Source organism: Actinacidiphila oryziradicis, from assembly GCF_005047355.1.
Lineage (GTDB): Bacteria > Actinomycetota > Actinomycetes > Streptomycetales > Streptomycetaceae > Actinacidiphila > Actinacidiphila oryziradicis.
Genome location: NZ_SUMC01000026.1, coordinates 19,760 through 32,743, shown reverse-complemented (window position 1 = coordinate 32,743; position 12,984 = coordinate 19,760). Strand labels below are relative to the sequence as shown.

Here is a 12,984-nt window from a genome sequence, read left to right as displayed (position 1 = left end):
ACAACCGACGGCACCAGAAGAGAGAAGAGAGCAATGACGCGACAGATCAGCCGTGTGGTCGTGGCAGGTCTGGACGATGTGACGCTGGAGCGGGTCCCGGCCCCCGTGGCTGGTCCCGGCGAGGTGCTCGTACGGAGCACGGTCGTCGGAGTGTGCGGCTCGGACATGCACGCGGCGCTCGGCAAGCACCCGTTCATCGATCTGCCCTACCGCCCCGGCCACGAGGTCGTGGGCGTCGTCACAGCCACCGGCGACGGTGTCGCCGCGGTGGCCGTCGGCGACCGGATCGTCGTGGAGCCCAATCTGTACTGCGGCGAGTGCGCCCAGTGCCGGGCGGGCCGCTACAACATCTGCCGGAAGCTGGAGGTGTTCGGCTGCCAGACGCCCGGCGGGCTCGCGGAGCTGTTCACCATCCCCGCCGGCCGGGTCCATGTCCTGCCCGACGCGATGACGGACACCCAGGCAGCGCTGATCGAACCGCTGGCCACCCCGCTCGGCGCCCTTGCCAAGTCCGGTGACCTGCGCGGGCGTACGGTGGCGATCCTCGGCGCCGGCCCGATCGGGCTGCTCCTGCTGGTGGCCGCCAAGCACCGGGGCGCGTCAAAGGTCGTCGTCACCGATCTGCTCGAGAGCAAGCGCGCCCGCGCCCTGCGGCTCGGGGCGGACGCGGCGTTCCCGGCCGATTCCGCCGACCTCGCGGAGCGGTCCGGCGAGACACTCCACGGCCCCGCGGACGTGGTCTTCGACTGCGTGTCCCGGGGGCCTTCGCTGGCACAGGCCGTCGATCTGGTGACCAAGGGCGGCACCGTCGTGGTCGTCGGCGTGGGTGCGGCGGGCACCACCCCGGTACGTGTCGACCTGATCCAGGACCGGGAGATCCGGCTGGTGGGCAGCCTCATGTATGTCGCCGACAACTTCATCGAGGCGATCTCCCTGATCGGCGCCGGCGTGGTGGACATCGCGGAGTTCGTGACGGCCACCTTCCCACTCCACGACGCGGACAAGGCGTTCGCCGCCTCGCGCGACCCGGAACAGGTCAAAGTGCTCATCACCGTGGCCGGGTCCTGATGGCGAGACCGATGGACGGAGCCAAGACCTGGCTGGCGGTCGCCCGGGAGGTGGGTGACCTGCTCGACAACGTCGACGAGACCTCGTTCGGCGCCGCCGTGACGGAACTCCTCACCCCGGGACGGCGCTGGTTCGCGACCGGACAGGGCAGATCGGGCCTGGTGGCGTCGATGACGGCGATGCGGCTCATGCACCTCGGCCAGGACGTACATGTCCTGGGCGAGGCGACGGCGCCCTCGGTGGAAGCGGGGGACGGACTGATCGTCGTATCGGGCTCGGGCGAGACACCAGTGTCCCTGCACTACGTCCGCCGGGCGAAAGAACACGGAGCACGCACACTCGCGGTGACCGCCCATCCGTCGAGCAGCCTCGCGAAACTCGCCGACGTCGTGTTGTGTGTACCGAGCCGGGACACCGCGCAGTTCAGCGGCAGCCTCTTCGAGCAGGGATCGCTACTCGTACTCGACGCCGTGGTCATGGCACTCGCCGCGGGCCGCGAAGGTGAGCACGCACGCATGCAGGCCCGGCACACCAACATGCAGTGACCCGGACGGGCGGCGGGCCGGTGATTGCGGCCACGCCGTCCGTCCCATTGAACAGGCTGAGCCGGAACGGCTGCGCGAGCAGGTCGCCAGCCCCTGGTCGGCGGCGCGGCTACCGCGGACGTGCTGGAGGGCCCCGTCAGCGCCTGGCCCGCCGGGACCGTGCAGCGGGGCGCTCGCCTTCCCGGCACTCCTCAGTCCGCCGACACCTCGACCAGCACCTTGCCCACGGTGTTTCCCTCGACGGCGGCGTGCGCCTCCCCGGTCCTGTCCAGCGGGTATCGGTGCAGCGGCAGTCCCGCCTCCTCCCCCACCCGCAGCGCACCCTCGGCGACAGCAGCCGAGACATCGGCGATGCCGTTCGCGACAGCGTCGTCGGGCACGGTGTAGAGCAGCACGCCCTGCCATCGCAGGTTGGGCGCCATGGAGGCTCGGACAGGCAGCGTGATGGCGTCGCCGCCGTTGTTGGCGTAGAAGGCGACAACGGCGTTGGGCGCGGCAACCGCCACGTCCAGTCCGGCGTTGACGGCCGGGGAGACCTCCACGACGATGCCGACGCCATCCGGTACGAGCTCGCGGATCTGCTGTGCGGCGTCCTCGTCGCGGTAGTTCACGACGTGATGTGCCCCCGCGGCCTTGGCGAGCTCCGCCTTGCGCGCTCCGCTCACCGTCGTAACGACGGTGGCGCCTGCCCAACGGGCAAGCTGAATAGCGGCATTGCCGACGGCTCCAGCTCCCCCGGCAACGAGCACCGTGCGCCCTTCGAGGGTACCCGGCGCGAGCCGCGCCGGGCCGCCGTCGGCGACGGTGAGGCAGCGGTGTGCGGTCAGCGCGGGAACGCCGAGAGCTGCGCCCAGCTCGTACGAGGCATCGCCGGGCAGCACGACCGCGTTCCGCTCCGGCAGCAAGACGTACTCCTGCGCGGTCCCGCCGTGCGGACGTCCGAAGGCGGCGAGCCACAGCCACACACGCTCCCCGACCCGCGCAGGACTCACTCCCTCGCCGACGGCGTCGATAACCCCGGAGCCGTCCTGATTCGGCACCTGCTCCGCGAGCTCTCCCACGGCCGTGAGCCCCTGCCGGGTCTTCCAGTCCGTCGGGTTCACCCCCGACACCCGCACCCGGACCCTCACCTCGCCGGCCCCCGGCTCCGGCACCGGCCACTCGGCCAGTGTCAGGACGCCGGTGCCACCATGCTGTGTGTAGACGATCGCCTTCATGTGCCGGTACAAGGCACGTACGACGCCTTTTCTTCCCCGCGCAGGGCAACCATCTCGCCGGGCAGCCTCCGTCCCTGGTAGGGCGCGTTTGCAGCTCCGCGCCTCAGGTCCCGGGAATGTCAGCCCGCTGGGAGCTTGTAGTCGTGGTAGTCGGTCGGGCCGGTGGCCGGCGACACGGGTGAACCGGACCAGTGGCCCAGCCGCCCGCACCATGTGAGGCCACTGGTCAGCCCGTCCGGACCGGCCACTGCCAGGCCCGCTCGGGGAAGGCGCCGACGATGGCGATCAGGGCCTCGGCGATGGCCTGGATCTCGTCGAACAGCTTGCGCAGGCGGGCCCAGCCGGTGATCCGGTCGCCATCGATCCGCCGGCCGATGCCTGCGACGCGGGTGAGCCGGTGGACCGGTTTGGTGTCGATGAGCACGGCGAAGTCGACGTCGACCGACTGACGGCATACGGCGTCAAGAGGTCCAAAGATCTCTGGCGGTCATCGAAGCGTCCACGTTTGGTTGTCTCTCCCGTTGCATCCCATGAGGACCGCCACAGTCCCGGACGCGCCCCCGAAGATGTCGACGCATTTCTGCGACTGATCAGCCAGCAGTTCCGTACCGTTGAGGTGGAACTGCTGGCTGGCGCTGCCGTCGCAGCCGGACAGTTGGATCTCGGTGCGGTCGTCGGTCGCTCCCCCGGCCACGGTCATGCATTTCCCCGATGAGCGGATGGTCTCGCCCGAAGCGATCTTCCACTGCTGGTCCGCGGAGCCGTTGCACGTGTCCTGGAACAGCTGTATCCCTTCGGTCCCGGCACCGCGGCTGAGGCACTCCCCTGAGGCGGCGACCACCAGGGCGTGGGCAGCCGGGGCGGCCGGCGTGGCGGATCCGCCCGATGTCCCGGCCCCGGTCTTGGCTTTCGCCGTGGCCGTCTCAGCATGCGACGGGGTCGGCTGGAGTGCCGCTGCCGGTTTGTGCGACGCGGGCTTCTTCGCGGCGCCGCTGTGCTTGGGCGACGGTGACGCCGAGGGGGAGACGGAGGTGTGGCCGCCGGCCGGACCGCCGGAACTGCCCGTCCCCAGCGGCGTGCCAGCCACGGCGGCCGCCCGGACGGGGCGGGACGGCTTGCCGTCGGAGTGTGCCGACAGCAGGAACGGGACCGTGATCAATATCGCCCCGGCGATGACAGCGGCGGCCAGCACCAGCTTCTTCCGTCCGCCCGAGGGCGGCTGCTTTCCCTCGGACTCGGCCGTACCACTGCCTGGAGGCGCCTCCCCCGCTTCGTCCACGCCCATGGTGCTGGTGCTGGCCGCGGCGGGCTCCTCATGGGCTGCCGACGGTGCCTGCGGCGGTGTCTCCCGATCCTCCTCGCGTCCGGAACGCGACGAGGTCTCGGGGATCGCGGGGCTCTCGGGGCCTTCCTGCTCCGGCCGGGTCTCCTGCGGCGGAACGGCCACGGCGGCCCGAACGCGCGGGGCCAGACCGGCATCAGGCTGCCCGGCCACCTCGGGCATACTCACCGGCCGGCGAATGGCCAGCGGGGACGGACCGTTGGGCTGCGTTCTCCCAGTCTGCCGGGTGCCGCCGGAAGTGCCGTGCTGACGGGGCATTTTCGTCTCTCTACTTTCTCTGTCTTCGGGCGTCCTGCTGGACGGTGGGGGCGCGGTACAGGTCGGTAGATGGCGAGTTCGGACAGTTGGACCGCGGGCCGGCCACTGGTGGCGGTGAGGTGCAGCTGTAAGCGATCCTGAGCGCCCACATGCCCGGTCCGGGCCACCGGCACGCGGTGACCCGGAGCGGGTTCAGGCTGGGCTTACTTGGCGTACATCAGGGTGCCGAAACCGAGCTGGTCGAAGCCGCCGCTGGTGGTCCCGTAGTCGCCGCCACCGCCCTCCGGGCGGCCGTTCGCACCGATGGAAGCGAGGTACGGGACGTCCAGGTACAGGCGCCGGGCGTAGTGGTAGTAGATCATGTCCCACACCGGACGGGCCTGCCCTCGGGAGTCGGAGGAGATCACGGTCTGCTCGCTGTACGCACAGCTCTGGCCGGTGCCCCAGCTGTACGTCGTGTAGGGGACGTCGTTGCCCAGGTTGTACTTGGCGACGTACTGGGCGGCCTTCATGAATCGCCGGCTGTCGTAGCTGTACAGGTCGGTGCCCTGGCTCCAGGCCATCTCGCAGATCGCGCCCATCTGGCCCATGCCCATGGTGGTGTGGCCCTGGTCGCGGCCGGACTCCTGCCACTGGCCGAGGTCGTAGCCGGCCACGTTGCCGTAGAGGAACGGGACGGCGTGCGCGATCGAGCCGTTGCCCGCGCCGTTCTTGAAGTAGTTCACGGCCTGGTCGTACTTGGCGCCGTCGTCGCAGAGGATGCCGATGGCCATGATGGACGCCATGTTGCACAGGTCCCAGTTGGCCCAGTAATTGGTGATGCAGGCCCCGTTGTGGTTGACCAGGAAGTCGTTGTTGAGCGGGTAGAACACGTTCAGCATCATCTGCTGGAAACGCGCGAGGTCGAAGCCGCTGTAGCCGCGCATCAGCTCGGCGGCGTTGGCGAACTGCCACCCGTAGATTCCGGCGGCGAGGAACCGGTCGGCGTTGCCGGTGACCGTGGTGAGGGTGGCCGACCAGGCGTTGAGGATGTCACGGGCGCAGTCGCCGTTCGCGGTGGTGCCGGCGACCTTCCAGCGCAGCGCGTTCTGGTAGGCGGCGTGGAGGTCGTTGTAGAGGGTTCCGTAGTTCTCGCCGGTGCCACCACGGATGATGGTGGCCTTGGGGTTGGCCTTCCAGGTGGACTGGGAGTGGGAGTTGGCGGTCAGCCGGTTCCAGCCGGACAGCCAGGGGTCGTTGCCCGCGGCGACCCGGACCTTCGCGCGGTTGATGTCGCCGGAGGAGTGCAGCATGCCGGGGTGGGCGAAGGTGGCGGGCGCGGCGCTCGCGGTTCCGCCGGTGAGCGCCGTGGCGGTGCTGCCAAGGGCCCCTGCGGCGGCGAGGCCGCCGGCTGTGCGCAGCAGACCGCGGCGGCTGATCGGGTGTGCGTTCGTGCGGCTCATAGCGGTGGATCTCCGTTCTGAGAGTGGGGGATCGTAATGGGGGCGTCACCGAAGCCTGGGACCGTGTCCTGGCCTATGGAGGTCCCCTCGTAGGTCACTTCATGCCGGTGGGGGACCAGGCAAGTGGCCAGAGCTTGTTGCCGCCGCGAAGGTGCGTCAAGAAGGTCGACGCACTTTCGAAACAACCGGGAAACCTTGCCCTGCCGCCTCACAGAACCGCAGTGGAGTGTCGCCGCGGGGAGGCCGCCCGCCGGCACTCCCTGACCGCCTGGGAACAGGTGGAACTCGGTGGCGGGCGCGGTCACCTCCGTACCGCCGCGCACGACCGAGGCTGGCGCGTCCTACGTCTTCAGCCTCTTCGCCCGCTGGATCGCGGGCCCCGAGGCGCCGCTGACGGTCAGGCCGGCGGGCGTGGACGGAGCGTCGTACGGCCAAGGCCCGGATCAGCGGGCTCACGAGCGGGTGGGCACGGTAGGAGACGGTGGTCTCCGGTCATCGCGGGAATGCGCAGCATCGGCAACGTGGAGCGAAACGCGGCGGTCGGCGACGAGCCGCCCCTGACGGCCGAGCAGTTCGCACTGCCGGCCGAGCACCGCTGGCAGCGGAACTTCTCCGCTCGGTGCCGCTGGGCCGCCGCCGCCCTGCGGCGGCGGCCCCCTCGCTACGCCTCGGTGTAGTCGAAGAAGTCGAAATCGGCTGACAGGCCGCCGCCCGTGAGGTCCTGGGCGGCGAGACCGACCACGGATCCGGTGAAGCCCCAGTTGGTGATCCGGTCCCGGACCGTCCGGGTGGCGTACTCGTCGGAGAGCAGGGAGCCGTCGAGTTCCGGCCCGATCGGCTCCCACCGATCGCCGTCGAGGGACCAGGCGAAACGTACGGCCGGGCCGTCGATGTCCACCCGCAGGTGCACCGGAGCGTCGCCGGCCACCGGCACGGTGGCGCTCTCGGTGTACGTCTGGAAGTCCAGGCTGCCCAGGCGGAGCACCCGCCCGTGCACCTCGTCCCAGGTGAGGTGGAGGTAGTGCCAGAGCTTGGTGTTGTAGAAGTGCGTCAGCCCCGCCATCTGCTGCGGTGCCGACGGCCGGAAGTCCACCAGTGTGCGGACGCCGCAGCGCGTCGCCGTCTGGCGGTGCGCGACCATGCTCTGCCGGTAGGGCGAGGCAAGGGACTCCTGGCCACGCAGCCGCAGGTGCCCCGGGCGGGCACGCAGATCCAGCCAGCTGCTGTCGGGGGGCAGGCGGAGCGTCAGGAAGCGCGGATTCAGCGCGGCACTCCCGTTGCCGCGCGGCTGCGTGAAGTCCTCGCGGAACCGGTAACGGCACGCCTCCACCGGATCGCCCGGCCGTGTCGAGGCCGGGGCCGGGATGGTCAGGGCGGGGCGGCCGCCGGGAATCCTCGGCCAGCCGTCCTCGGTCCACTCCACCCGGTGCAGGGCGGTTTCGCGGCCCAGCACGCTGCGACCGGTGCCGGGCAGCGGGCGTGAGCAGAGGTACGCCATGAACCACTCGCCGTCGGGCGTGTCCACCAGGCACCCGTGGCCCGCTTTCTGAAGCGGATGCCGCTCGTCGTCCCGTGTGGTGATCAGGGGTTCCGGATGGAGTTCGTAGGGCCCTTCGAGGCATCGGCTGCGGGCGACGGCGGCGCCGTGACTGGCGCCGGTGCCGCCATCGGCCACGAGCAGCAGGTACCAGCCGTCGCGGCGGTACAGGTGGGGTCCCTCGGTGCAGCCCCTTCCGGTGCCGCCCAGGATGCGGCGGACCGGGCCGATGAGCCGGCGATGCTCCCGGGACCACTCCTGGAGGGTGATTCCGGCGAAAGAGTCACGCCCCGGCCGGTGGTCGTGCTGCATCGCGAGCAGCCAGGTGCGGCCGTCCTCGTGGAAGAAGGAGGGGTCGAAGCCCCGGTTGTGCAGCGGGACCGGATCGGACCAGGGGCCGGTCGGGGAAGGTGAGGTCACCACGTAGTTGCGCAGATCCCGGTACGGGCCGACGTTGTGCACCATGTGCGTGTACACCAGGTGGAACAGGCCGTCGGCGTAGGACAGGCACGGGGCCCAGACCCCGCCGGAGTCGACCGTGCCGACCATGTCGAGCAGCCGGGTCGTGCCGAGCGCCCCTCCCAGCGGCTCCCAGCGGAGCAGGTCCGTGGAATGGTGCAGCGTCACGCCGGGCATCCACTCGAACGTGGAAGTCGCCAGGTAGTAGTCCGGACCGACCCGGAGGATGGAGGGATCGGGGTGGAAGCCGGAGAGCACGGGATTGTGGATGATCGCGGTCACGCGAGGATCTCCAGGCGTCGGAACCGGCGTTGAGCCGGATCGATGGTCCGCAGGACAAACCGAGCGCGCGGGAACCCATGCGCCTGAAGCATCGCCGGCGTCCGTCGCCACCGAGCGCAGCCCAGTGGGGTCGGGATCCCCATGGGCAGGGACGCCTTTCTTGATCCGTCCGTGGATCGTAGGCAGCATGCCGGGCCGGCGACAAGACCGCCCGGGGCGCGCTAACGCCCTGCCGCCGTGCTGGAGCGCAGGATCAAGCGGGTGGACAGCTCCGTGCGACGACTGTCGGGCCGGTCACCGTTCATGATCCGTACCAGGGTGCGCACCGCCGTGGCGCCCATCTCGGCCAACGGCTGTCGGACGGTGGTGAGTTGGGGTGACGACCAACGCGACTCGGGCAGGTCGTCAAAGCCGACCACGCTGATGACGCCGGGTACGTCCAGGCCCCGGGCCTGAATGGTGCGCAGCGCTCCCAGGGCCATCATGTCCGAGCAGACGAACACGGCGGTGGGCGGCTTCGGCAGGTCGAGGAGCTCGTCCATCCTGGCCGCCGCACTGTCCAGGTCGAATCCGCCGTACTTGATGAAGCCGCTGCCGATGCGCACATGGGCCGCCCGCATGGCGGAGCGGTAGCCCTCCAGGCGCAGTTGGCTGCAGTGCCGATGCTGTCTGCCGGCGATGACGGCGATCCGCCGGTGGCCCAGGTCCAGCAGATGCTGGACGGCGTCGCGGCCGCCCTCCCAATTGGTGGCGGTGACCCAGTAGGTCTCCGGGGGCGGCACGGTACTCGGGTCGATCATGACGTAGGGGATCGCATGCTGTTCGAACCACGCGAGTTCCGAGCCCGAGACATGGGCCAGGTTGGTGATCACTCCGGCGGTGCCGCGCAGGGCGATGCGATCAAGCCATCCGCGCGCGGTCCGGGTGTGCCGGGCCCTTCCCAACATCGCGTTCACGTTCAGATGCAGATCGGCCTCCTGGGCCGCCGCCTCGGCGCCGGCGAGGACGGCCGAGGTCCACGTGGACTCCAGCGAGTGGACGACCAGATCGACCGTCAGCGACTGACGCTTCTTCGACGAGAGGGTCGGCCGCCTGTGCCGGTACCCCATCCGCTGCAGAACCCGGTCGACATGCTGCCGGGTCTGCGCCGCGACGTCCTCGCGGCCGTTGAGCACTTTCGAAACCGTTGGCACGGAGACCCCGGCCTCGAAGGCGACCTGGGCCAGCGTCGGCCCGTTCGCCTTTTGTTCCATGATTCCTCCCTATCCGACAGGACCCGGTGGGATCCGAGTCCGCGTCCCGAAAGTTTCGACCTTTCGCCAAAACCGGTCCCAATCATTGACGCTGCTGGATGCGGATCCTACGTTGACAAGCGCTTTCCCGCAGGAGAGCCCAAGTAACCGAAGCATTCTTTCTACAGCGCTGTCTATAGCGATAATCCGCACCTATCCGAAAACTGAACTGCCGACCGGACGCCGGCACCGCATCGGGAGCGGTGCCGCGACCCCGGGCCGGCGCAACCACACCTGTCGATAAAGGGGGCACCATGCCCAATTCCGGGAAGAGAGCGCTGGCGCTGTGCGTGGCGCTCGGCGTGTCCGGAGCTCTCACCGCGTGCGGCGGCTCGGACAGCGCGTCCGGCAGCCCGAGCGGCAGCGCCGCCAAGCCGGTCACCCTGACCTACTGGGGAGCTCAGGACGGCCAGCAGGCAGTGGTCAACGCCTGGAACGCGAGCCACGCCACTGTCAAGCTGAAGTACACCAGGCTGACCGGCACCGACCCGATCACCACCCTGCGCAACGCGGCCAAGGCCGGGAACGCGCCATGCCTCATGCAGACCAGCGCGGAACAGCTCACCACCCTGGCGTCCGAGCGCATCGTCGCGGACATCACCCAATGGATCAGCCCGCACAAGTCCGGCTACAACGAGTCGGCGTACGCAGAGGCCACCATCCAGGGCAAGGTCTACGGGGCGCCCACCAGCGCCGCGCCCGCGTTCACCGTCTACCGGGCCGACATCTTCGACAAGTACAAGCTCAAGGTCCCCACCACCTGGAACGAGTTCGTCGCGGCCGGCAAGGTCCTGGCGAAGCACGGCATCCACATCACCAACTACGCGGGTGAGGACCCCTCCACCCTGGAGACCATGGCGATGCAGGCCGGCGCCCACTGGTACGCCATCGACGGCGACAGCTGGAAGGTGAACTTACTGGACCCCGGTTCGCTGAAGGCCGCGAACGTCATCCAGCAGATCGTCGACAGCAACCTGAATTCCAGCGTCTCCTTCGCCGACTACGCCGCGGTCCAGCGCAACTACGACAACGGCGGGGCGGTCACCCGGCAGATCTCCACCTGGCAGATGTCCGGCATGGTGAAGAACTTCACCAAGTCCAACGGCCAGTGGGCGCTGGCCCCATGGCCGGCGTTCGACGGTGAGAGCCCGGCCATCCCGGCGGGCACCAACAACTCCGGCGGCGTCACCGTCGTCACGGAGCAGTGCCAGAACCGGCAGCAGGCCGCCGAGGCGGCGAACTGGATGTCCACCAACTCCACCGCCGTGAAGATCATGTCGAATCCCGCCACCGGCTCCGCGTTCTACCCGGCCATCGCCGACGCCTCGCCCTACCTCGACGGGCTGATCACCAGCAAGCTGCTCGGCAAGCACACCGCCGCCGCCAAGCCGGTCATCGTGAACAGCATTCCCACGATCGTCAAGGACTGGACCTTCGGCCCGGACTGGACCGCCATGTACACGGAGATGGCCGGCGGCTGGGCCAAGGTGCTGACCAAGCAGCAGACCGTGGTCCAGCTCCTTCAGCACATGCAGAAGTGGACGGTCGACGATCTCAAGACCCGCGGCATCAGCGTCAAGAGCTGATGACACCTCTGCCTGCACGTTCGCGCTAAGGAGCACCCGGTCCATGCTCACCCAACTCGACCGCACGGCGAAGACCAGCGCCGCGCCAGACCTTCCCGGGCGCCGGCTCCGGCCCCGGTGGTCCGCACCGCACGGCCACTCGCTCCAGGCGTGGAAGGGGGCGGCCTTCACCGCCCCCTTCTTCCTGGGTTTCGGGATCGTCTTCCTGCTGCCCTTCGGCTACGCGATCTACCAGAGCCTGTTCCTCGTCCAGACCTCAGGGCTCGGCCTGGGCGGCAGCACCCTGAAGTTCGTGGGCCTGCGCAACTTCAGCCGGGGCATCGGCGACCCCGACTTCCTCGGCGCTGTGGGGCGGGTGCTGCTCTTCGCCTGCGTACAGATACCGCTGATGCTGGCCGTCAGCCTCGCCATGGCCCTGCTGCTCGACGCGCTGCGGCCCCGGGCCGCGAACCGGATGCGGGTGCCGCTGCTCGTCCCCTACATGATCCCGGGCATCGTGGCCGCCCTGATCTGGGTGAACATCTACAGCCCCGACGTCGGACCGCTCACCCCGCTCGGCAGGTCGCTCGGCTGGGCATGGGACTTCTTCGCCCCCTCGATGGTCTGGCCGTCCATCGGCAATCTGCTCACCTGGCACGGCATCGGCTACAACATGCTGATCATCTACGCCTCGCTGCGGTCGGTGCCCCGGGAGCTCTTCGAGGCCGCCCGGGTCGACGGAGCGTCAGAGGTGCGTATCGCGCGGTCGATCAAGATCCCCTTGGTTCGCGGGGCGCTGGTCCTCACCGGGATGCTGTCGATCATCCAGATGCTGCAGATCTTCAACGAGCCGGCACTCTTCCGGCACGTCACCCCGCAGACCGTCACCCAGAACTTCAGCCCGATCATGATGATCTACGACCAGGCCTTCAATTCCGGCAACTACAACTACGCCTCGGCCCTCTCGGTGCTCCTCGCCCTGGTCGTCGGCGCGCTGTCGTACCTCTTCTACCGCTTCACCAACCGGAGCACGTCATGACCGGTCTGTCCCCGCGCACCGTCCGGGCTGTCCGGCCCGACCGTTCCAACCGGCTGGTCCTGCTGGCACTGTGCCTGTTCACGCTCTACTCCGTCGCCCCCCTCTGGTGGCTGATCGTGGCCGCAACCAAGGACCAGGCGGCGCTCTACCAGAGCAACGGCCTGTGGTTCTCCGGGATGCACCTGTGGCAGAACCTGAAGCAGCTCTTCCACTACAACCACGGCATCTTCCTGCGCTGGACCGCGAACTCCCTGCTGTACGCGGGCGTCGGCTCCGCGGGCGGCACGCTGATCGCCCTTGCCGCCGGATACGGGCTCGCCAGGTTCGACTTCCACGGCCGCAGGCTCGCCTTCGGGCTGGTCGTCGTCTCCTTCCTCATCCCCACCGCCCTGCTCACCCTGCCGATGTATCTGCTCTTCTCGCGCGCCGGCCTGGTGGACACGGTCTGGGCGATCCTCATCCCCGCCTTCATCAACCCCTTCAGCGTCTATCTCGCCAAGGTCTACACCGAGGCCTCGATCCCGCCGGAGCTGCTGGAGGCGGCCCGCATCGACGGGGCCGGGGAGGTGCGTATCTTCTTCAGCATCGTGCTGCGGATGATGACCACCGGCGCGGCGACCGTGTTCCTGCTCGCCTTCGTCAACACCTGGAACAGCTTCTTCCTGCCCCTCACGATGCTGCGCGGCGAGACCAAGTGGACGCTGGTGCTCGGTCTGTACGACTGGAGCGGCCGACGCCTGGAGACCGGCGTCGACCTGACCAGCCTGGTGCTCACCGGCGCCCTGATGTCCGTCATCCCACTGGCCGTCGTGATGGTCGCGATGCAGCGGTACTGGCGCACCGGGGTCACCCTGGGCGCCCTGAAGTAGTGGTTGTCGGTGGCGGCTGAGACGCGCCAGCAGCGTGGTCGGGGTCATCGGGAACGAGGCCGGCCCAGT

General features: G+C 69.2%; 12 protein-coding genes. 6 read left to right on the top strand and 6 right to left on the bottom strand.

All coding sequences use genetic code 11. The features are described 5' to 3' along the window. The first annotated feature begins 33 nt into the window (after positions 1–33). Together FCI23_RS25260 and hxlB are read left to right on the top strand one after the other, a co-directional pair. A complete protein-coding gene (locus tag FCI23_RS25260) occupies positions 34–1,068 on the top strand; it encodes a zinc-dependent alcohol dehydrogenase (protein WP_136726224.1) in 1,035 nt (344 codons plus the stop codon). A gap of 11 nt (positions 1,069–1,079) precedes the next feature. After that, positions 1,080–1,613: a 6-phospho-3-hexuloisomerase gene (hxlB, locus tag FCI23_RS25255; protein WP_169316936.1), complete on the top strand. Its 534-nt coding sequence runs from the start codon at positions 1,080–1,082 to the stop codon at positions 1,611–1,613. A gap of 191 nt (positions 1,614–1,804) precedes the next feature. On the opposite strand, the gene FCI23_RS25250 is transcribed toward hxlB, so the two are convergent. The 4 genes from FCI23_RS25250 to FCI23_RS25235 form a co-directional block, all read right to left on the bottom strand. Further along, positions 1,805–2,842, bottom strand: a complete 1,038-nt coding sequence (locus FCI23_RS25250) for an NADPH:quinone reductase (protein WP_322973892.1) — start codon at positions 2,840–2,842, stop codon at positions 1,805–1,807. Positions 2,843–3,056: 214 nt separating this feature from the next. Continuing rightward, positions 3,057–3,254, bottom strand: coding sequence for a hypothetical protein (locus FCI23_RS25245; protein WP_136726222.1), 198 nt, complete (start codon positions 3,252–3,254; stop codon positions 3,057–3,059). A 63-nt stretch (positions 3,255–3,317) separates the two neighbouring features. Then, positions 3,318–4,334 carry an RICIN domain-containing protein gene (locus tag FCI23_RS25240; protein ID WP_246143982.1) on the bottom strand — a complete coding sequence of 339 codons (1,017 nt, stop codon included), beginning with the start codon at positions 4,332–4,334 and terminating at the stop codon, positions 3,318–3,320. A 299-nt stretch (positions 4,335–4,633) separates the two neighbouring features. Then, positions 4,634–5,872: an alginate lyase family protein gene (locus tag FCI23_RS25235; protein WP_136726221.1), complete on the bottom strand. Its 1,239-nt coding sequence runs from the start codon at positions 5,870–5,872 to the stop codon at positions 4,634–4,636. Between the two features lie 503 nt (positions 5,873–6,375). Here FCI23_RS25235 and FCI23_RS25230 point away from each other — a divergent pair. Then, positions 6,376–6,549, top strand: a complete 174-nt coding sequence (locus FCI23_RS25230; protein WP_211265470.1) for a hypothetical protein — start codon at positions 6,376–6,378, stop codon at positions 6,547–6,549. On the opposite strand, the gene FCI23_RS25225 is transcribed toward FCI23_RS25230, so the two are convergent. Then, positions 6,534–8,150: a glycoside hydrolase family 43 protein gene (locus FCI23_RS25225; protein ID WP_246143973.1), complete on the bottom strand. Its 1,617-nt coding sequence runs from the start codon at positions 8,148–8,150 to the stop codon at positions 6,534–6,536. The genes FCI23_RS25230 and FCI23_RS25225 overlap by 16 nt on opposite strands. 221 nt (positions 8,151–8,371) lie before the next feature. Beyond that, on the bottom strand, positions 8,372–9,403 hold the full coding sequence (locus FCI23_RS25220; protein WP_136726219.1) for a LacI family DNA-binding transcriptional regulator: 1,032 nt from the start codon (positions 9,401–9,403) through the stop codon (positions 8,372–8,374). A gap of 293 nt (positions 9,404–9,696) precedes the next feature. Here FCI23_RS25220 and FCI23_RS25215 point away from each other — a divergent pair, with 293 nt between their 5' ends. The 3 genes from FCI23_RS25215 to FCI23_RS25205 are packed head-to-tail and all read left to right on the top strand — an operon-like array spanning position 9,697 to position 12,915. Next, positions 9,697–11,028 carry an ABC transporter substrate-binding protein gene (locus FCI23_RS25215; protein WP_136726218.1) on the top strand — a complete coding sequence of 444 codons (1,332 nt, stop codon included), beginning with the start codon at positions 9,697–9,699 and terminating at the stop codon, positions 11,026–11,028. A 43-nt stretch (positions 11,029–11,071) separates the two neighbouring features. Beyond that, on the top strand, positions 11,072–12,046 hold the full coding sequence (locus FCI23_RS25210; RefSeq protein ID WP_136726217.1) for a carbohydrate ABC transporter permease: 975 nt from the start codon (positions 11,072–11,074) through the stop codon (positions 12,044–12,046). Next, positions 12,043–12,915: a carbohydrate ABC transporter permease gene (locus tag FCI23_RS25205; RefSeq protein ID WP_136726216.1), complete on the top strand. Its 873-nt coding sequence runs from the start codon at positions 12,043–12,045 to the stop codon at positions 12,913–12,915. The genes FCI23_RS25210 and FCI23_RS25205 overlap by 4 nt, the downstream gene beginning before the upstream one ends. Positions 12,916–12,984 lie beyond the last annotated feature (69 nt).

Bases quoted from the DNA above. Each gene is read 5' to 3' on its own strand.
- FCI23_RS25260 (WP_136726224.1), top strand. From the start codon at position 34: ATGACGCGACAGATCAGCCGTGTGGTCGTGGCAGGTCTGGACGATGTG.
- hxlB (WP_169316936.1), top strand. From the start codon at position 1,080: ATGGACGGAGCCAAGACCTGGCTGGCGGTCGCCCGGGAGGTGGGTGAC.
- FCI23_RS25240 (WP_246143982.1), bottom strand. From the start codon at position 4,334: ATGCCCGAGGTGGCCGGGCAGCCTGATGCCGGTCTGGCCCCGCGCGTT.
- FCI23_RS25235 (WP_136726221.1), bottom strand. From the start codon at position 5,872: ATGAGCCGCACGAACGCACACCCGATCAGCCGCCGCGGTCTGCTGCGC.
- FCI23_RS25230 (WP_211265470.1), top strand. From the start codon at position 6,376: ATGCGCAGCATCGGCAACGTGGAGCGAAACGCGGCGGTCGGCGACGAG.
- FCI23_RS25220 (WP_136726219.1), bottom strand. From the start codon at position 9,403: ATGGAACAAAAGGCGAACGGGCCGACGCTGGCCCAGGTCGCCTTCGAG.
- FCI23_RS25215 (WP_136726218.1), top strand. From the start codon at position 9,697: ATGCCCAATTCCGGGAAGAGAGCGCTGGCGCTGTGCGTGGCGCTCGGC.
- FCI23_RS25210 (WP_136726217.1), top strand. From the start codon at position 11,072: ATGCTCACCCAACTCGACCGCACGGCGAAGACCAGCGCCGCGCCAGAC.
- FCI23_RS25205 (WP_136726216.1), top strand. From the start codon at position 12,043: ATGACCGGTCTGTCCCCGCGCACCGTCCGGGCTGTCCGGCCCGACCGT.